The sequence below is a fragment of the Spirillospora sp. NPDC052242 genome (assembly GCF_040679555.1).
Lineage (GTDB): Bacteria > Actinomycetota > Actinomycetes > Streptosporangiales > Streptosporangiaceae > Spirillospora.
In genome coordinates this window covers 161279-186603 of the sequence record NZ_JBFAUZ010000001.1, presented here as the reverse complement: position 1 = coordinate 186603, position 25325 = coordinate 161279, and the positions used below count along the sequence as shown (strand labels likewise).

General features: G+C 71.8%; 29 protein-coding genes and 1 tRNA gene. 26 read left to right on the top strand and 4 right to left on the bottom strand.

The features are described from left to right. Positions 1 to 82: 82 nt before the first annotated feature. The 14 genes from AB0L25_RS01030 to AB0L25_RS00965 all read left to right on the top strand — a co-directional run bounded on the left by AB0L25_RS01030 (position 83) and on the right by AB0L25_RS00965 (position 10620). Entirely contained in the window at positions 83 to 1294 is a 1212-nt protein-coding gene (locus AB0L25_RS01030; protein ID WP_500167293.1) for an ammonium transporter, read from the top strand. Then, positions 1281 to 1985 (top strand): YoaK family protein, encoded by a 705-nt coding sequence (locus AB0L25_RS01025; RefSeq protein WP_500167291.1) that lies wholly within the window; start codon positions 1281 to 1283, stop codon positions 1983 to 1985. The genes AB0L25_RS01030 and AB0L25_RS01025 overlap by 14 nt, the downstream gene beginning before the upstream one ends. Before the next feature lie 151 nt (positions 1986 to 2136). After that, a complete protein-coding gene (locus AB0L25_RS01020) occupies positions 2137 to 3111 on the top strand; it encodes an urea transporter (protein WP_500167289.1) in 975 nt (324 codons plus the stop codon). 55 nt (positions 3112 to 3166) lie between these two features. Continuing rightward, positions 3167 to 3478, top strand: a complete 312-nt coding sequence (locus tag AB0L25_RS01015; protein ID WP_500167287.1) for an urease subunit gamma — start codon at positions 3167 to 3169, stop codon at positions 3476 to 3478. After that, complete coding sequence (locus AB0L25_RS01010; RefSeq protein WP_500167285.1) at positions 3475 to 4302, top strand: sirohydrochlorin chelatase; 828 nt, start codon at positions 3475 to 3477, stop codon at positions 4300 to 4302. The genes AB0L25_RS01015 and AB0L25_RS01010 overlap by 4 nt, the downstream gene beginning before the upstream one ends. Beyond that, entirely contained in the window at positions 4292 to 4756 is a 465-nt protein-coding gene (gene ureB / locus AB0L25_RS01005; RefSeq protein ID WP_500167283.1) for an urease subunit beta, read from the top strand. Before AB0L25_RS01010 ends, ureB begins: the two co-directional genes overlap by 11 nt. Positions 4757 to 4761: 5 nt before the next feature. Continuing rightward, on the top strand, positions 4762 to 6489 hold the full coding sequence (gene ureC, locus AB0L25_RS01000; RefSeq protein ID WP_500167281.1) for an urease subunit alpha: 1728 nt from the start codon (positions 4762 to 4764) through the stop codon (positions 6487 to 6489). A gap of 47 nt (positions 6490 to 6536) precedes the next feature. Next, the gene (locus tag AB0L25_RS00995) at positions 6537 to 7241 is read left to right on the top strand and encodes an urease accessory protein UreF (protein ID WP_500167279.1); all 705 of its coding nucleotides are present in this window, start codon (positions 6537 to 6539) and stop codon (positions 7239 to 7241) included. Positions 7242 to 7252: 11 nt separating this feature from the next. Further along, positions 7253 to 7888 carry an urease accessory protein UreG gene (ureG, locus tag AB0L25_RS00990; protein ID WP_500167277.1) on the top strand — a complete coding sequence of 212 codons (636 nt, stop codon included), beginning with the start codon at positions 7253 to 7255 and terminating at the stop codon, positions 7886 to 7888. Beyond that, positions 7870 to 8793, top strand: coding sequence for an urease accessory protein UreD (locus AB0L25_RS00985; RefSeq protein WP_500167275.1), 924 nt, complete (start codon positions 7870 to 7872; stop codon positions 8791 to 8793). The genes ureG and AB0L25_RS00985 overlap by 19 nt, the downstream gene beginning before the upstream one ends. Continuing rightward, positions 8790 to 9242 carry a fluoride efflux transporter FluC gene (locus AB0L25_RS00980; protein WP_500167273.1) on the top strand — a complete coding sequence of 151 codons (453 nt, stop codon included), beginning with the start codon at positions 8790 to 8792 and terminating at the stop codon, positions 9240 to 9242. Before AB0L25_RS00985 ends, AB0L25_RS00980 begins: the two co-directional genes overlap by 4 nt. Beyond that, positions 9242 to 9598 carry a fluoride efflux transporter CrcB gene (gene crcB / locus AB0L25_RS00975; protein ID WP_500167271.1) on the top strand — a complete coding sequence of 119 codons (357 nt, stop codon included), beginning with the start codon at positions 9242 to 9244 and terminating at the stop codon, positions 9596 to 9598. The genes AB0L25_RS00980 and crcB overlap by 1 nt, the downstream gene beginning before the upstream one ends. A 78-nt stretch (positions 9599 to 9676) precedes the next feature. Beyond that, the gene (locus tag AB0L25_RS00970) at positions 9677 to 10234 is read left to right on the top strand and encodes a TetR/AcrR family transcriptional regulator (RefSeq protein ID WP_500167269.1); all 558 of its coding nucleotides are present in this window, start codon (positions 9677 to 9679) and stop codon (positions 10232 to 10234) included. Then, positions 10231 to 10620: a DUF6463 family protein gene (locus AB0L25_RS00965; RefSeq protein WP_500167268.1), complete on the top strand. Its 390-nt coding sequence runs from the start codon at positions 10231 to 10233 to the stop codon at positions 10618 to 10620. Before AB0L25_RS00970 ends, AB0L25_RS00965 begins: the two co-directional genes overlap by 4 nt. Here AB0L25_RS00965 and AB0L25_RS00960 read toward each other — a convergent pair whose 3' ends face one another. Both AB0L25_RS00960 and AB0L25_RS00955 read right to left on the bottom strand, forming a co-directional pair. Next, positions 10621 to 10776, bottom strand: coding sequence for a hypothetical protein (locus AB0L25_RS00960; RefSeq protein WP_500167266.1), 156 nt, complete (start codon positions 10774 to 10776; stop codon positions 10621 to 10623). A gap of 292 nt (positions 10777 to 11068) precedes the next feature. Then, complete coding sequence (locus AB0L25_RS00955) at positions 11069 to 11209, bottom strand: hypothetical protein (RefSeq protein WP_500167264.1); 141 nt, start codon at positions 11207 to 11209, stop codon at positions 11069 to 11071. 621 nt (positions 11210 to 11830) lie between these two features. Between AB0L25_RS00955 and AB0L25_RS00950 the strand changes: the two genes are divergently transcribed. Beyond that, positions 11831 to 12418: a dihydrofolate reductase family protein gene (locus AB0L25_RS00950; protein WP_500167262.1), complete on the top strand. Its 588-nt coding sequence runs from the start codon at positions 11831 to 11833 to the stop codon at positions 12416 to 12418. A 230-nt stretch (positions 12419 to 12648) separates the two neighbouring features. Next, positions 12649 to 13152, top strand: a complete 504-nt coding sequence (locus tag AB0L25_RS00945; RefSeq protein WP_500167261.1) for a hypothetical protein — start codon at positions 12649 to 12651, stop codon at positions 13150 to 13152. Positions 13153 to 13418: 266 nt separating this feature from the next. Here the strand turns inward: AB0L25_RS00945 and AB0L25_RS00940 are convergent. Continuing rightward, a tRNA-Arg gene (locus tag AB0L25_RS00940) sits at positions 13419 to 13490 on the bottom strand. 128 nt (positions 13491 to 13618) lie between these two features. Between AB0L25_RS00940 and AB0L25_RS00935 the strand changes: the two genes are divergently transcribed. From AB0L25_RS00935 to AB0L25_RS00900, 8 genes are all read left to right on the top strand, one after another. Next, positions 13619 to 13981, top strand: coding sequence for a response regulator transcription factor (locus AB0L25_RS00935; RefSeq protein ID WP_500167612.1), 363 nt, complete (start codon positions 13619 to 13621; stop codon positions 13979 to 13981). A gap of 21 nt (positions 13982 to 14002) precedes the next feature. After that, the gene (locus tag AB0L25_RS00930) at positions 14003 to 14665 is read left to right on the top strand and encodes a DALR anticodon-binding domain-containing protein (RefSeq protein ID WP_500167259.1); all 663 of its coding nucleotides are present in this window, start codon (positions 14003 to 14005) and stop codon (positions 14663 to 14665) included. Further along, entirely contained in the window at positions 14662 to 16053 is a 1392-nt protein-coding gene (gene lysA, locus AB0L25_RS00925; RefSeq protein ID WP_500167257.1) for a diaminopimelate decarboxylase, read from the top strand. Before AB0L25_RS00930 ends, lysA begins: the two co-directional genes overlap by 4 nt. Before the next feature lie 14 nt (positions 16054 to 16067). Next, on the top strand, positions 16068 to 17354 hold the full coding sequence (locus AB0L25_RS00920) for a homoserine dehydrogenase (protein WP_500167611.1): 1287 nt from the start codon (positions 16068 to 16070) through the stop codon (positions 17352 to 17354). A gap of 102 nt (positions 17355 to 17456) precedes the next feature. Then, positions 17457 to 18524 carry a threonine synthase gene (gene thrC, locus AB0L25_RS00915; protein ID WP_500167255.1) on the top strand — a complete coding sequence of 356 codons (1068 nt, stop codon included), beginning with the start codon at positions 17457 to 17459 and terminating at the stop codon, positions 18522 to 18524. Further along, a complete protein-coding gene (gene thrB, locus AB0L25_RS00910; protein ID WP_500167253.1) occupies positions 18525 to 19463 on the top strand; it encodes a homoserine kinase in 939 nt (312 codons plus the stop codon). A 455-nt stretch (positions 19464 to 19918) separates the two neighbouring features. Next, positions 19919 to 22009 carry a transcription termination factor Rho gene (gene rho, locus AB0L25_RS00905; RefSeq protein WP_500167252.1) on the top strand — a complete coding sequence of 697 codons (2091 nt, stop codon included), beginning with the start codon at positions 19919 to 19921 and terminating at the stop codon, positions 22007 to 22009. 168 nt (positions 22010 to 22177) lie between these two features. Further along, positions 22178 to 23524, top strand: coding sequence for a sensor histidine kinase (locus AB0L25_RS00900; RefSeq protein ID WP_500167250.1), 1347 nt, complete (start codon positions 22178 to 22180; stop codon positions 23522 to 23524). 77 nt (positions 23525 to 23601) lie between these two features. Here the strand turns inward: AB0L25_RS00900 and AB0L25_RS00895 are convergent, their stop codons facing one another. Next, on the bottom strand, positions 23602 to 24117 hold the full coding sequence (locus AB0L25_RS00895) for a hypothetical protein (RefSeq protein ID WP_500167248.1): 516 nt from the start codon (positions 24115 to 24117) through the stop codon (positions 23602 to 23604). Between the two features lie 87 nt (positions 24118 to 24204). On the opposite strand from AB0L25_RS00895, the gene AB0L25_RS00890 reads away from it, so the two are divergent. Beyond that, positions 24205 to 24858: a response regulator transcription factor gene (locus AB0L25_RS00890; RefSeq protein WP_500167246.1), complete on the top strand. Its 654-nt coding sequence runs from the start codon at positions 24205 to 24207 to the stop codon at positions 24856 to 24858. A 160-nt stretch (positions 24859 to 25018) separates the two neighbouring features. After that, entirely contained in the window at positions 25019 to 25237 is a 219-nt protein-coding gene (gene rpmE / locus AB0L25_RS00885) for a 50S ribosomal protein L31 (RefSeq protein ID WP_500167244.1), read from the top strand. The last annotated feature ends 88 nt before the right edge of the window (positions 25238 to 25325 follow it).

Below are 25325 nucleotides of genomic sequence, written 5' to 3'. Positions count from 1 at the left end.
TCGGCGATGTGCGAGGTATCGCGGGAATTCCCAGCCTGCGGACGGACCGATCCCCAAAGGGGAAACATCAGGAAGGTCTGAAATGTCCTCGGGACTGAACACCGGCGATTCCGCCTGGCTGCTGGTGAGCACCGCGATGGTGCTCCTCATGACGCCGGGGCTCGCCTTCTTCTACGGCGGAATGGTCCGCTCCAAGAACATGCTGACGATGCTCTACATGAGCTTCATCTGCATCAGCCTGGTGACGATCCTGTGGTTCCTCTACGGGTACGGCATCGCGTTCGGCAAGGACGCGGGCGGGCTCGGGCTCATCGGGTGGGGCGACTGGCGCCTCGGCAACGTGGGCCCGGACACGCTGCAGGGCCGGATCCCGGAGCAGATCTACGCGTGCTTCCAGCTCACCTTCGCGATCATCACGGTCGCGCTGATCAGCGGGTCCATCGCGGGACGGGCGCGGTTCGGCCCGTGGATCCTGTTCGTCGTCGTGTGGGTGACGCTGGTCTACCTGCCCATCGCGCACTGGGTGTTCGCGCCGTCCGGCTGGCTGAGCGAGTGGGGCGTGATGGACTTCGCGGGCGGCCTGGTCGTGGAGCTCAACTCGGGCATCTCGGGCCTCGCGATGGCGCTCGTGCTGGGCCGGGGCGTCGAGTTCCGGCGCGGCGAGGGGCCGCGGCCGGGCAACATCCCGTTCGTCATGCTGGGCCTCGGCCTGCTCTGGTTCGGCTGGTTCGGCTTCAACGCGGGCTCGTCCCTCAACGACGGGGCGCTCGCCACCCGCGCGTTCGTCAGCACGATGATCGCGGGCTGCTCGGGGATGCTGACCTGGCGGCTCCTGGAGTGGCTGCGCACCCGGCACCTGACCCGGCTCGGGTCGGCCAGCGGCGCGCTCGCCGGGCTGGTCGCCATCACCCCGTCGTGCGCGTTCGTCAGCGTCGAGGGCGCGTTCCTCATCGGCGTCGTGGCGGCGGCGGTCTGCACGTACGCGGTCCAGCTGAAGCTCGTCGCCGGGTACGACGACACCCTGGACGTCGCCGGGATCCACGGGGCCGGCGGCATCGTCGGCGTCCTGTCGCTCGGCTTCCTGGCCACCGGCTGGGAGAAGGGCACGGCGGGGCTCTTCTACGGCGGCCCGGCATCGGTGCTGGGCAAGCAGGCGGTCGCGGTGATCGCCGTCGGGCTGTACGCGTTCGCCGTCACCTTCGTCATCGGCACCGTCATCGACCGGCTGTTCCGCATGCGCATGACCCCCGAGGAGCAGGCCGAGGGGACGGACGCGAGCTTTGCCGACGAGTGACGCGGCGGCGGGGGAGCGCGAGCACGGGCCGCTGCCCGCGTTCCTCATCCTGCTGACGGGCATCACCGGGCTGATCGACGCGGTCAGCTACCTGGAGTTCGGCAACGTCTTCGTCGCGAACGCCACGGGCAACGTCATCTTCCTGGGCTTCCGGCTCGGCGGCAGGGGAGAGACGACGGGCCCGTTCGTCGCGACGACCATCTCGACCGTGTTCTTCTGCGTCGGCGCCGCGATCGGCGGACGGACGCGCTTCGGCGGGCTCGACCATCGCGGGCTGCTGCTCGCCGCGGGCGTCACCGTGCAGGCCGCCGCCCTCGCCGCCGCGGCCCTGATCACCACGGTCCTCGGCCACACCCCCGCGCTCGAACGGCAGGCGCTGATCCCGCTGCTGGCGGCGTCGATGGGCTGGCAGTTCGCGATCGTGCGGCGCGTCGACGTCCCCGGCTTCCGGACGATCGTGATCACCACCGCGCTCACGTCGCTGGTCGCCGACCGGGGCAGGCCCCCGAGGCAGGTCGTGGGCAAGGCGCTGTCGATCGCGGCGCTGCTGGTGGGGGCGATGGCCGGCGCCCTGCTCATCCGGCATCTCGGCGTGGCGGCACCGCTGTGGACGGCGGCCGCGGTGCTGCTCGGCATCGGGGCCCTCGGCTTCTCCCGCGCCCGCAGTCCCGGATCCGAGCGCTGGGCCTGACCCGGGGATCTTTCCGTTACTTGGCCAACTGTTGATGGATGGCCAATTTTGCGGCCGAGTCTCCGGGAAAGAGGCCACATGTCATCACCGAACGGGCGGTAGCCCGAACCGTCCGGCCATTCATGCCATTCCGTCCGGGAGGAGGGTGTCCGTGCCGTCACCGTCATCGGACGCGCCGGATACCGGGAACCCGGAAAGGCAGCAGCGGTCGCCGGTCGCCGTCCAGACGATTCCGCGCGGCGTCGCCCAGGTCGACTTCCAGTCCAGCGACTGGACCGGGCTGCTGTTCATCCTCGCGCTCTTCGTCGGCGGCTGGCAGTTCGGCGTCTTCGGCCTGCTCGGCACCCTCACCGCCACCGTGACCGCGTCGCTGCTCGGCGTCGACCGGGACCGGATCTCGCTCGGGCTCGAAGGGTTCAACGGGACGCTCGTCGGCGTGGCGCTGGTGCTCTACCTCGGCGTCAACTGGACGACGGTGGCCCTGGTCATCGGCTCGGCGGTCGCCGCGAGCGTGCTCACCGCGGCCCTGCGGACCGTCCTCGGCCCGTACGACCTGCCGACGTTCACCGCGCCGTTCTGCGTCGTCACGACGGTGATGGTGATCGGCGCGCCGTCCTACGCGCGGGTCTGGGCCGACCACGCCAACACCGCCGCGCCCTCCGCGGCCGACCCCGGCACCGCGATGACCTGGCACGACTTCTGGCGCGGCTGGTTCAACGGCGTCGGGCAGGTGTTCTTCCAGGACGACTGGTACGTCGGCCTGATCTTCCTGGCCGGGCTCGCGGTGGCGAGCCGGCCCGTCGCGGCCGCGGCGGCCGTGTCGAGCCTCATCGGCCTGCTGGTCGGCTGGTGGCTGGGCGCCCAGGCCGCCGACCTCGGTGCCGGCCTGTACGGCTACAACGCCGTCCTGACCGGCATCGCGCTGACCGGGACGTTCGTCGCCCTGAGCCCGGTCGGCGTCGCGTACGCGGCGATCGGCGCGGCCACCGCCGCCGCGCTGACCGCCGGCATGACCGTGCTGTTCGACACGGTCGGCGGCCACACCCTGACCTGGCCGTTCGTGCTGGTCACCTGGGTGTTCCTGGCGGCCGTGCCGCTCCTGTCCAGGCTGCGGCGGGCCGATTGAGCGCAGCCCCGGGCACCGCACCGCGCACCGAACCGCGTCTCCAGAGAGGACACCGATGAACCTGTCACCACGAGAGATCGACAAGCTGCTCGTCTTCACGGTCGCGGAGCTGGCGGAACGGCGCCGCAAGCGCGGCCTGAAGCTCAACTACGGCGAGACGGTCGCGCTGATCAGCGCGGCGATCGTGGAGGCGGCCCGGGACGGCCGGACGGTCGCCGACTGCATGGAGCTCGGCAAGCAGGTGGTCGGACCGGACGAGGTGCTCCCGGGCGTCCGCGGAATGCTGAAGCTGATCCAGGTCGAGGCCACGTTCGACGACGGCACCAAGCTCGTCTCCTGCCACGACCCCGTCGGCGGCGGCAAGTGACCGTGCCGCCCGCCGCCACCGGACCGCCCGCCGGACGGGACCGCGCCGTCCTGCGGGTGGGCGGGCACGAGTGCCCGGCCGGGACCGGCGGCGTGCTCGGCCCGGGCCGCGACCTCGCCGTCGCGCTCGCCGCGCACCCGCGCGCGGTCGTGGTGCCGATGACGCTCGGCCGCGACCCGGGCCTCGCGGCGGCGGCCGCGCAGACGATCGCTTGGGCGGCGCGCGGCGCGGCCCCCGGCGACCTGCTGCTCGCCGGGCCGCTCGGCACGACGACGCACCTGGTCGGCTGGCTGCGGGCGGCCGTGGCACGGGCGCCGCGCGGCGGCGGCGACCGGGCGGCGCTCCTGGTGGCGCCGCCGGGCGGACCCGAGGACGACGCCGAGCTGTACAAGGTCGCGAGGCTGGTCTGGCGGGACCTGCGCGTCCCCTGGGTGGAGGTCGCCTTCATCGGCGGCGAGCCCGGCGTGCCCGAGGGCGTCGACCGCTGCCGCCGGCTGGGCGCCCGGGACGTCGTGCTCGTGCCCGCGGCGCTCGTCCCGCCGCCGTCCCACGCAGGGACGAGCGCCGCCGGGCCGCCGCTCGGACCCGCGGCGCTCGCGGCGCTCGTCCGGCGGCGCGCCGCCGAGGCGGAGGCGCGGTGGCTCCGGGACGGAGACGACGGCCTCGCCGCACCGGCGCACCGGCACCACGATCACCACGATCACGCCCATCACGACCAGCCCGATCCCGACCACCACCGCGGGCACGCGCCGGCGGGGCATGCGCACGGCCCGTCGCCGGAAACCGAGGAGACCCTGAAGGAGGCGGCCGCCCATGGCCGATGACGTGTACATGTTCGCGGACGGCTCGATCGAGCTGAACGCCGGGCAGCGCAGAGAGTCCATGACCGTGCACAACACCGGCGACCGGGCGGTGCAGATCGGTTCCCACTTCCACTTCTTCGAGGTCAACCGGGCCCTGCGGTTCGACCGGGAGAGGGCGTTCGGGATGCGGCTGGACATCCCGGCGGGCACCGCCGTCCGGTTCGAGGCGGGCGACACCAAGGAGGTGCGGCTCGTCGAGTACGGCGGCGGGATGCGCATCGTCGGGTTCGGCGGGCTGCTCGACGGCAGCATCCGGTCCGGGGCCGCGAAGGCCAGGGCGCTGGAGCGGATGCGCGCCCGCGGCTACCTCGACGAGCCCGAGGAGCCCGGCAAGGGCGGCGGCGCCAGCAAGAAGAAGCAGTCGAAGACCCGGACCGCCGCGGCGGGCCGCGGGTCGCGGTCGAAGAAGGGCTGACCCCGATGGCGACGACGATCTCTCGCGCGCAGTACGCGAGCATGTACGGCCCCACCGTGGGCGACCGGATCCGCCTGGCCGACACGAACCTGGTCGTGGAGGTCGAGAAGGACCACACCGAGGGCCACTACGGCGACGAGGCCCAGTACGGGGGCGGGAAGACGGCCCGGGACGGCATGTCGGCCGACCCCGCCTCCCGCAACGCCACCACGGCCCTCGACACCGTGATCACCAACGCGGTGATCATCGACCCGGTGCTCGGCGTCGTCAAGGGCGACATCGGGATCAAGGACGGCCGGATCGCCGGGGTCGGCAAGGCCGGCAACCCGCACACCCAGAACGGCGTGGACCGGCGCCTCATCATCGGCGCCGGCACCGAGGTGATCTCCGGCGAGAACCTCATCGCCACCGCGGGCGCGATCGACACGCACGTCCACTTCATCGCCCCGCAGCAGGCCCAGCACGCGCTGAGCAACGGGATCACCACGCTGGTCGGTGGCGGCACCGGCCCCGCGGACGGCACCCGCGGCACCACCTGCACGCCCGGCCCGTGGAACATCTCCCGCATCCTGCAGGCGTACGAGGACGTCCCGATCAACATCGCCGTCTACGGCAAGGGCAACAACAGCCTGCCCGGACCGCTGGACGAGCAGATCCGCGCGGGCGCCGCCGGGCTGAAGGTGCACGAGGACTGGGGCTCGACCCCGGCGGCCATCGACTGCGCGCTGCGCGTCGCCGACGACCACGACGTGCAGGTCACCATCCACACCGACACCCTGAACGAGGCCGGGTTCGTCGAGGACACCATCGACGCGATCAACGGCCGGGCGATCCACACCTACCACTCCGAGGGCGCCGGCGGCGGGCACGCCCCCGACATCCTGCGGATCACCTCGGAGCCGAACGCGCTGCCCGCGTCCACGAACCCGACGCTGCCGTACACCCGCAACTCGGCGGACGAGCTGCTGGACATGACGATGGTCTGCCACCACCTCAGCTACGACGTCCCCGAGGACCTGTCGTTCGCCGAGAGCCGCGTCCGCGCCGAGACGATCGCCGCCGAGACCGTCCTGCACGACCTCGGCGTCATCAGCATCATCGGCTCCGACTCGCAGGCCATGGGACGGGTCGGCGAGTCCTTCACCCGCGCGTTCCAGGTCGCCCACCACTGCAAGGACAAGCGCGGCCCGCTGCCCGAGGACTCCGCCCGCAACGACAACCACCGGGTGCTGCGCTACCTGGCGAAGCTCACCATCAACCCGGCCCGCGCCAGCGGCATGGCCGACACGATCGGCTCGCTGGAGGACGGCAAGCTCGCCGACATCGTGCTGTGGCAGCCGCACTCGTTCGGGGCGAAGCCGTTCATGGTCGTCAAGGGCGGGCTGATCAGCTGGGCGCAGATGGGCGACCCGAACGCCTCGCTGCCCACCCCGCAGCCGGTCTACCTGCGGCCGACGTACGGGTGCTTCGGCCGGGCTCTCCGGGAGACCTGCGTGACGTTCATGTCGGACGCGGCCATCGCGGAGGGCGTCCCGGAACGGCTCGGCCTGGAGCGCCTCATCCGTCCCGTGCGGCAGTGCCGGACCGTGGACAAGCGGCACATGCTGCGCAACTCGACGCTCGCCGAGATCGCCGTGGACCCCGAGACGTACCGCGTCACCGTGGACGGCGAGCCCGCGTCCATCGAACCGGCCACGAGCCTGCCGCTCAACCGGCTGTTCTTCATCGCTTGACGGGCGGAGTCGCATGACGAGTGGACGCGCATGACGGGCGGGCTCCCATGACGGACGACCTGGAGCCGCTGCTGGCCGGGCTCCAGCTCACCGACTCCGGCTTCCCCAGCGGGCTGTACACGCTGTCGCACGGGCTGGAGGGGCACTTCCAGCTCGGGGCGATCCCCGCGGCGGGCCCGGCCGCCCCGGTGCGCGACCTGGTGCGCGATCTCGTCCGCGCCGCCGGCACCGGCGACGCCGCCGCGCTCGCCCTCGCGCACCGGGCGGTCGCGGCCGGGGACTGGGACCGCGTGGTGGAGGTCGACCGCAGGCTGCACGCGATCAAGCTCAACCGGGAGCAGCGGACCGCGTCCGTGCGCACGGGCCGGCAGGTGCTGGACACCGCCGGCCCCGCGTTCGGCTCGGCCCCCGCCGCGCGGCTCGCCGCCCTCGTCGCGGACGGCGCGACGCCCGGCAACCACGCCGTCGTCGTCGGCGCCGTGCACGCGGGCCTCGGCGCGCCCGTCCGGCACGCCGTCGCCTGCGACCTGTTCGCGTTCGCCGCGAGCTGCGCGGCGGCGACGGTACGGCTCGGCCGCGTCGACTTCCGGAACGCCCAGCGGCTCCTGCGGGAGCTGCGCCCCGAGCTCGTCCGGGCGACCGGGACCGCGCTGGCCGCCCGCGGGCCCGCGGACCTGCACTCGTCGACACCGGCGGCGGACGCCGTCTCCGCCCTGCACGAACGGGCCGAGGCCCGGCTGTTCATCACCTGACCGGAGGACGCATGGAACTCGAACACGTCTACAAGATCGGCATCGGCGGCCCGGTGGGGTCGGGCAAGACCGCCCTCATCGAGGCGCTGGTGCCCCTGCTCGTCGCGCGGGGCCGCCGCCCCGGCGTCATCACCAACGACATCTACACGCAGGAGGACGCCGAGCACGTCCGCCGCACCCTAGCGGGCACGCTCGACCCCGAACGCGTCGCGGGCGTCGAGACCGGATCGTGCCCGCACACCGCCGTCCGGGACGACCCCACGATGAACCTCGCCGCGGCCGCCGAGATGCTCGACCGGTTCCCCGACATCGACGTGCTGCTGTTCGAGAGCGGCGGCGACAACCTGACGCTCACCTTCAGCCCCGCCCTGGCCGACGTCTACGTGTTCGTCCTGGACACCGCCGAAGGCGAGAAGATGCCGCGCAAGCGCGGCCCCGGCACCACCGACTCCGACCTGCTGGTCATCAACAAGATCGACATCGCGCCGTACGTGCGCACCGACCTCGCGGTCATGGAGCGGGACGCGCGCGCCGTGCGCGGCGACCGTCCGGTCGTCCTGACCGACTGCCTGGCCGGGACCGGGATCACCGAGGTCGCCGACTTCGTCCTGCAGCACCGGGAGGCGCCGTGCTCGCCGACGGGCTGACCGGCGCGCCGCCGCCGATCGCCGCGCCGCCCGCGGCCGTCGCGCGGCACGCGTCCGTCCCGGACACGCTCCCGGTCGGCGCGCCCGGCAAGGACGGCGTGCTCGACCTGGAGTTCGCCGTCCGCGGCCGCACCGAACTCGTCCGCCACTTCCAGCGGGCGCCGCTGCACACGACCCGCCCCCTGCACCCGGAACCCGACCTTCCGGACATGCCGCACGTGCTGTTCATGTCGTCGGGCGGCGGCGTCCTGCAGGGGGACCGCTACCGCATCCGGCTGCACTGCGGGCCCGGCACGTCCGTCCACTTCACCACCCAGACCGCCACGCGGCTCTACCGGATGGAGCACGACTACGCCGCCCAGACGGTCGACCTGCACGCCGCCGCCGACGCCTACGTCGAGTACCTGCCCGCCACCACGATCCCCTTCGCGGACTCGCGGTTCTACCAGCGCACGACCGTCACCGCCGACCCCGGCGCGACCGTCCTGCTGGGGGAGAAGCTGATGGCGGGACGGCTCGCGCGCGGCGAGCGGCACGCCTACACCGCCTACTGCACCGACCTCGAGGTGCGAGACCCGGACGGCCGCACGCTGTTCGCCGACCCGCTCCGGCTCGTCCCCGCCGAAGCCCCGGTGACCGGCCCCGCCGTCATGGACGGCTTCGGGCTGGCGGCGTCCCTCTACGTCGTCACCCGCCGCGCCCGCGAGGCCGCCGACGCCATGCACGCCGCGATCGCCGGCACGGGCCTGCGCGGCGGCGCGAGCGTCCTGCCCGGCGACCACGGCGCGTGGGCGCGGATCCTCGGCGCCCGGTCGCCCGAGGTGGAGACCGCGTTCCACCGCACCTGGGACGCCGTCCGCCGGCTCCTGCTCGGGACGCCCGCCCCCGACCGGCGGCACCCGTGAAGGGCCGCCTGGGGCACCGCGAGCGCGCCGAGGCGGCCGTCCTACATCCGAGCGCCCGCGCCCGCGCCCTCGCGGAGATCGCGTTCGGGGGCGCGCTCGGCGCGCTCGCCCGGTACCTGCTCGGCGAGGCGATCCCCACCGACCCGACGGGCTTCCCCTGGGACACGTTCACCGTCAACATGCTCGGCTGCCTCGCCATGGGCGTCCTGACGTCGTACCTGCTCGGCGGTCGACCGCACCCGTGGGTCCGGCCGCTCGCGATCACCGGCTACCTCGGCGGGTTCACGACGTTCTCGCATCTGATCGACGACCTGCACAGCCTCGACGGCGAACCCGGGCTGGCCGCCGGGTACGCGGTGGCGAGCGTGGTCCTCGGCTGGGTCGCGGTGGCCGCGGGCCTGGTCCTCGGCCGCCGGATCCCGCGCGGCCGTCCGGCGGAGGAGAAGTGATGCTGGCGATCCTGGTCCTGGTGGGCGGCGCCGTGGGCGCGACGCTCCGCTACCTCATCGACGGCTACGTCAAGGCGTCCGCCGGGAAGTCCTTCCCGTGGGGCACGCTCGCCGTCAACCTCCTCGGCTCGGCGCTCCTCGGCGCCCTGCACGGGGCCGGTTCGGGGACGCACGTCGAGGCGCTGCTCGGCACCGGCCTGTGCGGCGCCCTCACGACGTTCAGCACCTTCGAGCTCGACACCGTCCACCTCATCCAGGACGGCGCGTACGGCAAGGCGGCCGTCAACGCGATCGGCAGCCTGCTGCTCGGCCTCGCCGCGTTCGTCGCGCTCTACACCCTCGCCAAGGCCGTCTGACGGACCGTGTAACCCACGTCACCTGCGGATCATACCATTCCGTATGGTATGTTCCAGGGAAACGATCAAGGCGGTGGCATGGCGGGCAAGCGCGACTGGCTCGAGGCGGGGATCGGGATTCTGACCGAGGACGGTGCGCCCGCACTGACCCTCGAACGGCTGACCGACCGCCTCAACCTGACCAAGGGGTCCTTCTACCACCACTTCAAGGGCATGGCCGGCTACAAGACCGACCTGCTCGCGTACTACGAGAACGAGCACACCAGCCGCTTCATCGAGAACGCGGAGCGCGCCGGTGAAGCGGCCGGGACCAAGCTGGAACACCTGATGGAACTGGTCCTGGAGAGCAAGGACCAGAGCGACGACCTCGAGAACGCCATGCGCGCCTGGGCGCTGCAGGACGACGAGGCCCGCGCGCTCCAAGAGCGCGTCGACCGGCTGCGCATCGACTACCTGCGATCGCTGGTGCGCGGCCTCGGCGCCGACGACCGGGATCCGGGGCCGCTGGCCAGCCTGTTCTACCTGCTCCTGGTCGGAGCCCAGCAGGTCGTCCCCCCGGTGCCCGGCGACGAACTTCGGGAGATCTACACGCTGGCGCTGCGACTGGCGCCGCGAGAGAACGGACGGAACCCATGAGCGCACTCGCCCGCTGGACCCCCCGACTGATCATCGCGACCGCGATACTCCACTTCGTCTGGGCCTTCGCCCAGCCCAACGCCTGGGCGGACATCGTCGCGGACGGCTTCGCCCGTACCGCGGTCGACGCCGACGCGCCCGGCTACTTCGAGCGCGAGGCCAGCATCTGGTTCATGGGCGCGGGCATCGCGCTGCTCGCACTCGGCACGCTCACCCGGCACGCGCTGCGGACGACCGGCCGCGTCCCCGCCCAGGTCGGCTGGTACCTGCTGGCGCTCGGCGTGCCGCTCAGCGTCATCTACTTCCCGGTCACCGGAAGCTGGGCGCTCGTCGTCATCGGCGTGCTCGCGCTGGCCGCCGCACGCCGCCCCGCGCCCGCCGACTGATCACTCCGAGCCCGGACGGCCGAGCGCGTCGACCTCCGCCGAGGCCAGCGGCACCGGCGTGAACATCGGCGGCTCCTCCGCCGGATGCAGCGCCGTCGGCCCGTACAGCCAGTCCACGAACGAGTAGTCGTAGGTGCCGCGCTCCCGCAGCCACACTGGACCCGGTCTCCCGCACCGGAGCCGTCTCGGCACCCCTGGCGACCCGGTGGAACTCCGCACGCAACGTGGGGAGCACATCGCCCCCGTCGACCGGATTGCTGTAACGCACGGCCGCGTGACCGGGCTCCACCACCCCGCCGTACCCCTCCTTCTCCAGAGCGAGCTGGTCGGACAGCGCCCGATCGGTGTACTCCCACTTGTACGAGAGCAGCGGCGACCCGGGCTCCCCATGACCCACCCCGACCGGCCGCAGCCCCGGGTGCCCCCAGAGCCGCTCCGCGCGGCACCGCTAGGGCGTCGTCCGCTCGGAGACCTCCTCGCGCCCGAACTCGAAGAACTGCGACTCCGTCAGCCATTGGAACGGGATGTCCAGCCCGTCGATACAGGCCATCGGCCGATCGGCCGCGTTGTGCTGCGCGTGCCAGTTCACAACCGCCCAATCCCTAGAAAGCGATATGAAAACCGCCCCCTGACAGACGCCTACATCTCACTAAGCGCAATAGACATGAGCACCACAGCACAACAAAGCCCACCAAGAAGAACAACCCCGGACGCCGCCAAAGCAAGCCCCGGCCGAGCCAGCCGACGCACCACCAGATAAGCCACCGCACAAGCCAAAAACGCGGCCACCGCAAGGTAGAGCACAAAAACAGCCGCCACCCCCACCAACACAGCGGCCCCCACAGCAGCCGCCACCCTTGCCCCACCCCGAAGGTCCCGCCCAACGAGCAAGTAGGTGACCAACCCAGCAAACCCAGCACACCCACCCAGCATCACGGGGATGATCAGGTCATCCGCATTCATGCGCTTGTCCTCCCGATTCGAGACCGTTCCGTCACATACGACCCACCCTCACCCCAAAAAGTTCGACCCGCAATCCACATTGATCGACGCCACCGTGCATGAGCCGTTGGCACGGACGGCTGAGGAGACCTCCGCCTCGGCCGCGCCGCCACACCGCCAGGACACGTCATCCAGGGAGCAGGCCGATGAATCCCACGGCCCGGACAGGTCGGTACATGCGACAGCCGACAAGCGGAGGAGGCCCACGATGGGCAAGGTGCTCACCCACATGACGATGTCGCTGGACGGGTTCATCGCGGACCCGAACGACCAGGTCGGGGAGCTGTTCGACTGGTACGAAACAGGCGAGGTCAGCGTGCCGAACCCCAACGAGACCGTTTCGTTCCAGGTCGACGAAGCGAGTGCGCAGGTGCTGCGAGGGCTGACCGAAGGTTGCGGTGCGGTCGTCGCCGGCCGGCGCCTGTTCGACATCGCCGACGGCTGGGGCGACAAGCACCCGGCCGGAGCCCCCGTCGTCGTGGTCACGCACCGCACCCCCGAGGACGCCGCCACGAGGTGGCCCACCACGACGTTCGTCGAGGGAGTCGACACCGCGATCGCCCAGGCGAAACAGATCGCCGGCGACCAGGACGTCACCATCGCGAGCGCGTCGATCATCCAGCAGGCACTCGACCTAGGCCTGGTGGACGAGGTGTGCGTCAGCCTCGTCCCCGTGCTGTTCGGCGAAGGAATCCCCTACTTCGCCAACCTCCGCCAAGGCCACCAACTCCTCGACGACCCGACCGTCGTCCAGGGCCGCCGCGCCCTCCACCTGCGCTACCCGGTCCGCCGCTAGGGCCAACCTCGATCCCTCACGAGCCTCGCGCAGTACGTCGCCCTGGCACGGAGGCGCCCACCATCACTCGTCCCCGGCTCCGACTTAGAAAACCTACGGCCCACGCGGAGCGAACTACATCGAGTTGGGCTTCCCCTTGGCCGACCTAACCATGTTGATCCTTCACGGGGCTCCAGCAAGTCATAATGAATCAACCTGGCGGCTGGGAAAATGCTGTTACCTTCCCCTCCATGGCTGATCTCTTGGATTCGGTGGTCGAACCTGATGGCGCGGCGGATCACCAGATGTTCGGCATCTGCGATGAACGGGCCCCGATCGATGCCGATCTCGCCGCGCCGGTTCCTGGTCACGGTTGGCTCGGCGTCGGGAAATCCGCCGTGCTGCTCCGGGTGGCGACGGACTTTCTCGGGCTCCACGTCGCCATCGAGCGTTGGAACGACGAGCCGCCAGAGGTACAAGCACCCGAGGTCACCGACACCGTGCTCTTGCACTTCCCAACGGGCTCACTGACGTACGACGCCGTTGCAGGTGGCCTCAAGCCTGACTTCTTCACCGTGCCTCCTGGCACCTACAACGTCCGCATATCAGGCTGGGGCCGCGCTGATATCTGGGACAAGTGGAGTGAGATCAATGATGATCTCGACGGCGATGAAGCGGAGCGAGCAACTCGGGCCCTTCGGGGCCACGAACGCTACCTCTTCCAACTCTGGCCCTCCGGGCCCACACCTCGGTGACGTCGCGGGGCAACGCGTTGACGGCTGAGGGCGGGTACTGGTTGGAAGGATGGATGCGGCCCTGCGCCGCTAGGCTCGAGCCCCGATTCCGCGCCGGGGCTCTTGTCCTGGGGTGACCTGGGCGGATGTCCTCTAAGGCCGCTCCGCGCATGTTCCGTGAATCGCGACAGACGGCGACTTCCAGGGACGCCCGGCCGCCGACATGCGAAACCCCGGTGACCGCTGTTCCAGCGGGTCGACCGGGGTTCGATGTGATCAACTCAGGGTGCCCCCTGCAGGATTCGAACCTGCGCACACGGCTCCGGAGGCCGTTGCTCTATCCCCTGAGCTAAGGGGGCGTGCGCCCTGTGTGGGGCGCGGTAGAAGGTTACCAGGGTTGGCGGGGTGACGCGCACCTGGAATGTTCGCCGTGCGTCGAGGGGTGGAGTGGGCTAACTTCGTGGCCGTGACCGAGCCACTGGGACGCGTGCTGGTCGTCGATGATGACGAGGTGATCCGCCAGCTCATCGCCGTGAACCTGCAGTTGGAGGGGTTCGAGGTGTCGACCGCGGTGGACGGTCAGGACTGCCTCGACAAGGTGGGCGAGGTTCAGCCGGACGTGATCACGCTGGACGTCATGATGCCGCGGCTGGACGGGTGGGTGACGGCGATCCGGCTGCGGGAGGATCCGGCGACGGCGCACATCCGGGTCGCAATGATCACCGCGCGGGCGCAGGAGCACGACGTCCGGCGGGGGCACGAGATCGGTGTCGACGCTTATGTGACGAAGCCGTTCGATCCGAACCAGTTGATCCAGACGGTGCGGAAGCTCGCGGCCGTGTCCAGATAGTGGTCAAGTAGTCTCATCCGGGTGACTCCTGCCGATGTGAGCGCCGCCCTGGTGGCGGGGTTGCGCGATGCCGCGGCCCGGGGGGAGTTCGCGGGGGACGTGCCCGTGGACGTGCCCGTGTTCGCTCGGGGGCCCGGGGTGTTCGAGAGTCCCGTGGCGTTGCGGCTGGGGCTCGATCCGGAGGTCGTCGCGCGGTGGGTCGGGGGTGTCGCTTCGCGGGGGTTCGTTCGGGTCTGTGTGGGCGTGGACGAACTGGTGGAGCGTGTCCGGAGTGATCCTGGTTACGGGGTCGCGAGGGTGCCGGCGTTCCGGTGGGACGAGTGGCCGCGGACGTTCGAGAATCCCGGGTTCGTCGTGCGGTACGCGTACGCCAGGGCTTGTTGGGCTGTGCGGTGGGCTCGTGAGGTAAAGGTTCCGGAGGGTTCGCTGGTGCGGGCGGAGCCCGAGGAGTTGGCGCTGGTCTCCTTGTTGGGAGACTTCCCTGGGCGCGCGGCTCAGGCGGAGCGGGAACGGGACGCCAGGCCGTTGGTGTTGTGTCTGGAGAAGGTCGCCGGGGCGTACCACGACGTGCACGAACGTTGTCCCGCCACGGACGGAGGACGGGTCGCCTTGGCCGAGGCGGTTTCGCGCGTCCTCGGCAACGGCCTGAACATGATCGGTGAGACCCCTAGAGAGCGAATATGAGCCGTGTACATCCTGCCGGTCCCCGGCATGCCGACGTTCTGCCCGAAGACCACCCGGCGGGGCCCGCCGACGATCTGAACGCACTCGATGTGCGGGTGTGGCCCCGGAACGCCGTCCGGGAGGACGGCGTCATGACCGTGGGCGGTGTCGACGTTCGGGACCTGGCCCGGGAGTACGGGACGCCTTTGTACGTCTACGACGAGGACGACGTGCGGAGCCGGATGCGCGAGTACGCGGCGGCCTTCCACGACGGTGACGTCCACTATGCGGGCAAGGCGTTCCTGTGCGGGGCCATGGTCAAGTGGCTCAACGAGGAGGGGCTCGGCCTGGACGTGTGCAGTGGCGGGGAGCTCGCGGTGGCGTTGGCCGCGGGGTTCCCGACCGAGCGCATTACGTTGCACGGAAGCAACAAGGCCACGTGGGAACTGGAGAAGGCCCTCGAGGCGGGTGTCGGACGGATCGTGCTCGATTCGTTCGAGGAGATCGCGCGGTTGGGCTATCTGGCCCACGAGCGTGGGGTTCGGCCCAAGGTGATGGTGCGTGTGACTACGGGAGTGGAGGCGCACACGCACGAGTTCATCGCGACGGCCCATGACGACCAGAAGTTCGGGTTTTCCAGGAGTTCGGGGGCCGCGCTCGAGGCGGTTCGGCGGGTGCTGGCGCTCGGGCAGCTGGAACTGGTGGGGCTGCACAGCCACATCGGCTCGCAGATCTTCGACGTGGACGGGTTCGAGGTCGCGGCGCACCGGCTCGCGGAGCTGCTCGTGGCGATCAGGGACGAGCACGGGATCGAGCTCCCGGAACTCGACCTGGGCGGCGGGTACGGGATCGCGTACCTGCCGGGCGAGGAGCCGCACGATCCGAAGGCGATCGCGGACGGGCTGCGCGAGATCGTCGCGCGGGAGTGCCGGGCGTACGAGCTGGCGATGCCGCGGCTGACGGTGGAGCCGGGGCGCGCGATCGTCGGCCCGGGGGGCGTCACGCTGTACGAGGTCGGCACGGTCAAGGACGTCGAGGGGCTGCGCACGTACGTGTCGGTCGACGGGGGGATGAGCGACAACCTCCGGACCGCGCTGTACGGGGCCGAGTACACCGGCGTGCTGGCGAGCCGGTCGTCCGATGCCCGGCCGATGCTCAGTAGGCTTGTCGGCAAGCACTGCGAGAGCGGCGACATTGTGGTGCGCGACCTGTGGTTCCCCGAAGATATTGCGGCGGGGGACCTGGTCGCGGTCGCGGCGACGGGTGCGTACTGTCGTTCGATGGCCAGTAACTACAACCACGTGCCGAAGCCCGCCGTGGTGGCGGTGCGGGACGGCAGGTCGCGCGTGATCGTCCGGCGGGAGGGCGTCGAGGACCTGCTGCGGCTGGATGCGGAGGTCGAAGCGTGAAACGCCGACTGCGGGTGGCGCTGCTCGGTTGCGGCGTCGTCGGCACGGAGGTCGTGCGGCTGCTGCACGAGCAGGCGGACGACCTGGCCGCGCGGGTGGGCGCGCCGCTGGAGCTGGCCGGGATCGCCGTGCGGCGGCCCGACCGGGTCCGCGCGGGCGTCCCGGCGGAGCTGGTCACGACGGACGCGCAGGCGCTGGTCACCCGGGACGACGTCGACATCGTCGTCGAGGTGATCGGCGGGATCGAGCCGGCGCGGACGCTGCTGCTCGAGGCGATGAAGTCGGGCAAGTCCGTCATCACGGCCAACAAGGCGCTGCTGGCGGAGGACGGCGCGACGCTGTTCGCCGCCGCGCGCGAGTACGGCGCGGACCTGTACTACGAGGCGTCCGTGGCGGGCGCCATCCCGCTGCTGCGGCCGCTGCGGGAGTCGCTGGTCGGCGACCACGTGCACCGGGTGCTGGGCATCGTGAACGGCACCACGAACTACATCCTCGACCAGATGGACACGCACGGCGCGGGGTTCAACGACGCTCTGGAAGAGGCCCAGGCGCTGGGGTTCGCCGAAGCGGACCCCACGGCCGACGTGGAGGGGTTCGACGCCGCGGCCAAGGCCGCCATCTTGGCGCAGCTCGCCTTCCACACGCCCGTCACCGCTGCCGACGTGCACCGGGAGGGCATCACGGAGGTCAGCCCGGGCGATGTGGCCGGCGCCAAGGGCATGGACTGCGTCGTGAAGCTGCTGGCCATCTGCGAGCGCGTCCCGTCCGAGGACGGACGCAACGGGCGCGGGGTGTCGGTGCGGGTCTATCCCGCGATGATCCCGCGGTCGCACCCGCTGGCGAGCGTCCGGGACGCCTACAACGCGGTGTTCGTGGAGGCGGAGTCGGCCGGGTCGCTGATGTTCTACGGTGCGGGCGCGGGCGGCGCCCCGACGGCGTCGGCGATCCTCGGCGACCTGGTCGCGGTGGCGCGCAACGTCGCCGGGGGCACGCCGGGCCCGGTCGAGGTGACGTACGCGAAGCTGCCGGTGCTGCCGATGGGCGAGACCGTCACGCGCTACTACATCCAGCTGGACGTGGCGGACGAGGCGGGCGTGCTCGCGACCGTGGCGGAGGAGTTCGCCCGGCACGGGGTGTCGATCCAGGCCGTCCGGCAGGTCGGGACGGGCGAGGACGCGCAGCTCGTCGTGGTGACGCACCGGGCGCCGGACGCGGCGCTGTCCGCGACGGTCGAGGGCCTGCGGGGGCTGTCGATCGTCCGCGAGGTGGCGAGCGTCATGCGCGTCGAGGGCGAGGACTGACGCGGGACGCGTCCGGCACGTCCCGCACGCACTAGAATTCGCACGACATCGCAGGTCGTGCGGCGGTCTGGGTAGGGACCGCAGGTCGGCAAGGAGAACGACGTGAACCCCAACGCCCGCGCGTGGCGCGGCCTCATCGAGGAGTACCGTGACCGGCTCCCGGTGACGGAGAAGACCCCCGTCGTCACGCTGCTGGAGGGCGGCACGCCGCTCGTTCCGGCCCACCGGCTGTCCCAGCTGACCGGCTGCGAGGTGTACCTGAAGGTCGAGGGCGCGAACCCGACCGGCTCGTTCAAGGACCGCGGCATGACGGTCGCGATCAGCAAGGCGGCCGAGGAGGGCGCGAAGGCGGTGATCTGCGCGTCCACCGGCAACACCTCGGCGTCCGCGGCGGCGTACGCGGTGCGCGCGGGGATGACCTGCGCGGTGCTGGTGCCGCAGGGCAAGATCGCGATGGGCAAGCTGGCGCAGGCGCTGGTGCACGGCGCGCGGCTGCTGCAGGTCGACGGCAACTTCGACGACTGCCTGGAGCTGGCGCAGAAGCTCGCGGTGGACTACCCGGTCGCGCTGGTCAACAGCGTGAACAAGTACCGGCTGCAGGGGCAGAAGACGGCCGCGTTCGAGATCGTCGACGCGCTCGGCGACGCCCCGGACGTCCACTGCCTCCCGGTGGGCAACGCGGGCAACATCTCCGCCTACTGGATGGGCTACAAGGAGTACGCGGAGGGCGGGGAGGCGTCGAGGCGGCCGCGGATGCTGGGCTTCCAGGCGAGCGGCGCCGCGCCGTTCGTCAAGGGCGAGCCGGTGCTGAAGCCGCAGACGATCGCGACCGCGATCCGCATCGGCAACCCGGCGTCGTGGAACCTCGCGATCAACGCGCGGGACGAGTCGGGCGGCGCGATCGACTCGGTCACCGACCGGCAGATCCTCGCCGCGTACCGGCTGCTGGCCCGCGAGGAGGGCGTGTTCGTGGAGCCGGCGTCCGCGGCGAGCGTCGCGGGACTGCTGCAGGCGAGCGAGCAGGGCGGCGTCGAGCGGGGCGCGAAGGTCGTCTGCACGGTGACCGGAAACGGCCTCAAGGACCCCGACTGGGCGATCTCCGGGGCGCCCGCCCCGACGACCGTGAAGGTCGACGCGCACGCCGCCGCCTCCGCGCTGGGCCTGACCTAGATGGGGTGGCCGCAGGCGCCGGTCTCGGTGCGGACGCCCGCGACCAGCGCGAACCTGGGGCCGGGCTTCGACTCGCTGGGCCTGGCGCTGACGCTGCACGACGACGTCGAGGTGGGGCTGACCGACGACGCGACGGCCATCGAGGTGGACGGCGAGGGCGCCGAGGTCGCCGACCGGGGCGAGCGGCACCTGATCGTCACGACGCTGCGGGCCGGGTTCGACCGGATCGCCGCGCTGGGCGGGGCCGATCCCGGCCAGCCGAAGGGTGTCCGGCTGCGGTGCCGCAACCGGATCCCGCACAGCCGGGGGCTCGGGTCGTCGTCGGCCGCCATCATCGCCGGGCTGGTCGCCGCGCGCGCGCTGCATCCGGACGGTTCCGTACTGGACGACGACGAAGTGCTTCGGCTCGCGACCGAGATCGAGGGGCATCCCGACAACGTCGCCCCGTGCCTCGCGGGCGGGCTGACCGTCGCGTGGACGACGCCGGACGGCCCGCGCCTCGTGCGGCTCGAGTCCCGGATCGACCGTGTCGTTGCGTTCGTCCCGGAGCAGCGTCTGGCCACCGAGCGCGCGCGCGGGCTGCTGCCCGAGACCGTCCCGCACGCCGACGCGGCCGCGAACGCCGGACGGGCCGCGCTGCTCGTCGCCGCGCTCACCGCGGGCCTCGACGGCGTCCTTCTGGACGCCACGGAGGACCGGCTGCACCAGGATTACCGGGCCCCCGCGATGCCGGAATCCGCGGCGCTCGTGGCGCGGTTGCGCGACGCGGGCGTCCCCGCCGTGATTTCCGGGGCAGGTCCTACTGTCCTGGCCTTCACAACTGCATCACAAGTTGATTCGATGGAGCTTGAAGTGGGTAATGGGTGGCACGAACACCCGTTGCAGGTCGCGGTCCGCGGCGCACGCGTCGTGGCCGGTGAACCGCCCGTCCGGCCCTGACCCCCGGCACCGCTGGAGCGCGCCCGCACACCGCTCCCGCCGGTACCGGATCCGGCGAGATCCACCGAGGTAAAATGCGAAGACATCGACCTCTGGGGAATAGCAGTGCGCCCTGGTGATGTTAGGCTGAATGCCGCACCAGATGCCCCGTTCGGGGCAGCGTGCTCGTCAGCCGCGCGTCGCCAGATCGGCCCTTCGGCCGTGTCGGTCCCGCGTACTAGGCTTCCCGAGACCGTGACATCCCGATGTCAGGCATTCCAGCGAAACTTCGGACGTGGCGGGACCCGGGACACGCACGAGCGAACCGTCCCGACCATCATCTGGCTGTGCCCAGACATCGCGGCTCGCGACCCCATCGTGAGCCGCGGAGCCCGACTCGGCGCCCCCGCCGGGCCGCACTACCGGGTTGACTGGCCGAACGCCGGCCAACACCCGCTCCCTGGGAAGGACCCTTAGTGAGCGAATCCAGCGAACTCCTGACGGACGCATCCGGCACGACCGCCGTCGAGGCCGGCGCGGAGCCCGCCGCCACCCCCCGGCGCCGCCGGCAGGGCACCGGCCTGTCGGCCATGGTGCTTCCCGAGCTGAAGAAGCTCGCGTCCGAGCTCGGCATCACCGGGACGACCGGGATGCGCAAGAGCCAGCTCATCGCCGCCATCCAGGAGAAGCAGGGCGGCGGCCGTGAGCAGGGCTCGGCGGGGAGCGAGCAGGGAGCCGCTGCCCCGGCCAAGACCGAGCGTCCCCGGCGCACCCGCACCGCCGCCAAGCGCGACGCGTCCGACGACACGGCCGCGGCGACCGCCGCCCCCGCGCCGGAGCAGGCGCCCGCCGACAAGCCCGCCGACCGGGGCGACCAGGCCGCCGACCAGGCCGAGAAGCCGCAGAAGGCCGCCGACAAGGGCGACAAGGGCGACAAGGCGGAGAAGGTGGCCGACAAGGCCACCGACAGGCCCGAGCGCGGCGACAAGGGGGAGCGCGGCGGCCGGCAGAACGCGCGCGCGGCGGCCGACGGCCGCGGCGACCGCGCCGAGCGGCAGGGCCGCGACGGCGACGACGACTCCCAGGGCGGCCGCGACCGCGGCGAGGGCCGCGACGGCCAGCGCGACCGCGGTGAGAACCGCGAGGGCGGCGGCCGGCAGCGGCAGCGCGGCCGTGACCGCGACGGCCGTGACCGCGACGGCCAGGGCGGCGGCCAGGGCGGCGGCCGGCAGCGCGGCGAGGGCCGCGACCGCGACGGCGGCCGTGACCGCGACCGCGACCGCGACGGCGGTCGTGACCGCGACGGCCAGGGCGGCGGCGGCCGGCACGACGACGACGAGAGCGGCGGCCGGGGCCGGCGCGGGCGCCGGTTCCGCGAGCGCAACCGGGGCCGCGGCCGCGAGCGCTACGAGGAGCCGGTGATCAGCGAGGACGACGTCCTCATCCCGGTCGCGGGCATCCTCGACATCCTGGACAACTACGCGTTCGTCCGGACGACCGGCTACCTGCCGGGGCCGAACGACGTGTACGTCTCGCTGTCGCAGGTCCGCAAGAACGGGCTGCGCAAGGGCGACGTCATCACCGGCGCCGTCCGGCAGGCCCGTGACGGCGAGCGGCGCGAGAAGTTCAACGCGCTCGTCCGGCTCGACACCGTCAACGGCATGGAGCCGGAGCAGTCGAAGGGCCGCGTCGACTTCAGCAAGCTGACCCCGCTGTACCCGCAGGAGCGGCTGCGCCTCGAGTCCGACCCGGGCGTCCTGACGACCCGGATCATCGACCTCGTGTCGCCGATCGGCAAGGGGCAGCGCGGCCTGATCGTGTCGCCGCCCAAGGCCGGCAAGACGATGGTGCTCCAGGCGATCGCCAACGCGATCACCAAGAACAACCCGGAGTGCCACCTGATGGTCGTCCTGGTGGACGAGCGTCCGGAAGAGGTCACCGACATGCAGCGGACGGTGAAGGGCGAGGTCATCCACTCGACCTTCGACCGTCCCGCCGAGGACCACACCACGGTCGCCGAACTGGCCATCGAGCGCGCCAAGCGGCTCGTCGAGCTCGGTCACGACGTCGTCGTCCTGCTCGACTCGATCACCCGCCTCGGCCGCGCCTACAACCTGGCGGCCCCGGCGTCCGGGCGGATCCTGTCCGGTGGTGTCGACTCGACCGCGCTGTACCCGCCGAAGCGCTTCTTCGGCGCCGCGCGCAACATCGAGAACGGCGGCTCCCTGACGATCCTCGCCACCGCCCTGGTCGAGACCGGGTCGCGGATGGACGAGGTCATCTTCGAGGAGTTCAAGGGCACCGGCAACATGGAGCTCAAGCTCAACCGGCAGCTCGCGGACAAGCGGATCTTCCCCGCGGTGGACGTCGACCAGTCCAGCACCCGTAAGGAAGAGATCCTCATGGCCCCCGAGGAGCTGCGGGTCGTCTGGCAGCTCCGCCGGGTGCTGCACGCGCTCGACACCCAGCAGGCGCTGGAGCTCCTCATCGAGAAGATGAAGGAGACCAAGTCGAACGCCGAGTTCCTCCTGCAGGTGCAGAAGACCACGGTGTCCGACGACCGCTGACGCGTCGCACGTCGCCCCCGTCCGGCTCGTCCGGGCGGGGGCTTCGCGCGTCCGGCGCCGCCATGGTGGGGTTTTCCCCACCCGGGAACTACAGGTGGACGTCATGGCGGCCCGACCTCCCGTCGAGCACTCTTGAACCGTACGGAGAACCGGCCACGGAGGGGTGACATGGGCGGGTTGAGCACGGCGCCGGGCGGCGCCGCGACGAGCGCCGCGGGATCGGGACGGTCGGTGGCGCGCGCGTCGTGGCGACCGCTGGACATGGCGCGTTCGTCCATCACGTGGCGGTCGGCGGCCTACCAGCTCGTCGGCCTGGCGTACGGCACCGCCTGGTTCATGCTGCTGGTGACCGGGGTCGCGCTGTCGGCGGGGCTCCTCATCATCTGGGTCGGGGCGCCGCTGGCGGCCCTGCTCCTCCTCCTGTGGCGCGGCGGCGCGATCGCCGAGCGGGCGCTGATGAAGGGCGCCTTCGGCGTCACGATCCCGAGCCCCTACCGGCCGATGCCCAAGGGGAACCTGTTCCGGAAGCTGAAGGCCATGGCGGCCGACCCCGCCACCTGGAAGGACTTCGCGTACTTCGCGCTGCTCTTCCCCGTCACGTTCATCGAGTTCACCGTCTCGGCGATCCTCTGGGCGGCGACCGCGGTCTTCCTCGCCGCGCCGGTGGTGGTGCTGCTCGGCGAGGACATGCGCATCCAGGTCGGCGACCTGTTCACCTACTATCCGCAGACCCCCCTCGACGCGCTGCCCGCCATCCCCGTCGGCTGCGCCCTGCTCGTCCTGGCGATGTACGTGACCCGCGTGATGGGCATCGGGCACGCCCTGTACGCGGTGTTCCTGCTCGGCCCGAACGCGTCCCAGACGGAGGCGCGCCGGCAGCAGGCCCGCGCCGACCGCCTCCAGGCCAGCCGGGCCCGCGGCGTGGACGCCGCCGAGGCCGAGCGCCGCCGCATCGAACGCGACCTGCACGACGGCGCCCAGCAGCGCCTGCTGGCCGTCGCGATGGACATCGGCCGCGCCCGCGCCAAGCTCGAGGACGACCCCGAGGGCGCCCGCGCACTGATCGAGCAGGCCCACACGGGCACCAAGGAGGCCATCTCCGAACTGCGCGACCTGGCCCGCGGCATCTACCCCGCCATCCTCACCGACCGCGGCCTCGACCCCGCCCTGTCCGGCCTCGCCGCCCGGGCCCCCGTCCCCGTCGAGGTCGACGTCGACCTCCCGGAGCGCCCCCCGGCCGCGGTCGAGAGCATCGCCTACTTCATCGTCGCCGAGTCCCTCGCGAACATCGCGAAGTACGCCCGCGCCACGCGCGCGTCCGTCCGGGTGGCGCGCGAGGACGCCTGGGTCGTCGTCGAGATCATCGACAACGGCGTCGGCGGAGCCGTCGCCGCCCCCGACGGCGGCCTCGCCGGCCTCGCCGACCGGGCCGCCACCATCGACGGCATGATGATCGTCGACAGCCCGCCTGGCGGCCCCACGATCATCCGCGCCGACCTCCCCTGCACCTGGTAGCCCACCCCCACCGGGGCGTTCCGTCCAGGGACGCCCCGGCCCGCTTCCGGATCGTCGCGCGATGGTGTTGCGGGGCCTCAGGTCGGTTCGGGCCAGTGGGCGGTGCCGTGCACCGGCAGGATGTCCTTGACGCGGCAGCCCATGGCGTCGATTGCGGGGAGCAGCTCGCTGCGGACCTGCGTGTCCGCACCGGGTGGGTAGGCGACCCGGATCTGGTGGCCGTAGGCCGTTTCGTAGGTCAACCTCCACCGGCCGCCGGCGGCGGCGAAGTGGTCCTGCCGGGCGCCGTCCGCGCCGCAGAAGCCGCCACGGGCGCTGGTCGGTGCCAGGCTTCGGCGCAGGACGCGGAGCCGCTCCTCGTACGGCGGGGCGCCTTCCGCCTCCGCCAACTGCAGGTAGACGTGGACGTCCTTGCGGTAGGGGTCGAACCAGGGGCCGTCGACGTCCGAGCCGCGCTCCCTCATCCTGGCCATCAGCCGCTCGACGAGGCCGGTGAGCACGAGCGCGTCCTCCGCCTGCGTCCAGTCGGCGGCGGTCCCCACCGGCGACGCGGGCGGCGGCACGAGCGCGAGCAGCCGTTCGAGCTCCCTCATGACCGCAGACTCTAACCGCGACCGGAGGGAGGCCCGGCGCGGCGCCGCCGCGCCCGCGACGGTCGAAGGGACGCGGATAATGGACGGATGCGGGTTGTGATCGCCGAGGATTCGGTGCTGCTGCGCGAAGGGCTCGTCCGGCTGCTCGACGACGCCGGGATCGAGACCGTCGCGACGGTCGGGGACGGTCCCGGGCTTATCGGGATCGTCGAGGAGCACGACCCCGACCTCGCGATCGTGGACGTGCGGATGCCGCCGTCGTTCACCGACGAGGGGCTGCGCGCGGCGCTCGCGGTGCGCGAGCGGCGGCCGGAGACGCCGATCCTGGTGCTGTCGCAGTACGTGGAAGAGCGGTACGCGACCGACCTGATCGGCGGCGGCGCGGAAGGCGTCGGCTACCTGCTGAAGGAGCGGGTCGCGGACGTCGCCGAGTTCATCGACGCGGTGCGGCGGATCGCCGCGGGCGGCACCGTCATCGATCCCGAGGTGATCGGCCAGCTGCTGGGCCGGCGGCGGGACGGGGACCCGCTCGAGGGGCTCACGCCACGGGAGCGCGAGGTGCTCGGGCTGATGGCGCAGGGACGGGCGAACGGTGCGATCGCCGCGGACCTGGTCGTCACCGAGGGCGCCGTGGAGAAGCACATCTCCAACATCTTCGCGAAGCTGCGGCTGCAGCCCGCGCAGGGCGAGCACCGGCGGGTCATGGCCGTCCTCACCTACCTGGGGCGCGCCGGCGGCTGAGGGGAACGCGGGAATGCCCGGTGACCTCGGCACGTTCTGGTATCTGGCACACTTGGAGTGCAACCGCTGCGGTACCGGTTCACGCCTCCCCCATATCCCATGGCCCGGCCATGCGTGTCAGGCGGGGCGCCCGGCGACCGCCCCAGGCGAGGAGAAACCCATGAAGGCCGACATTCACCCCGAGTACGTCGTCACGACCGTGACGTGCACGTGCGGCAACACCTTCGAGACGCGCAGCACCGCCGCGAACGGCGTCATCCACGCGGACGTGTGCTCGAACTGCCACCCGTTCTACACGGGCAAGCAGAAGATCCTGGACACCGGCGGCCGGGTGGCGCGCTTCGAGCAGCGCTTCGGCAAGAAGAAGGCCGACAAGTAGGACGAGCGCGCACCAGCGACCAGGGACGGCCCGGGGACCCGAGCGGGCTCCGGGCCGTCCGAAGCCTGCATCCGGAGGCCGCCAGGGG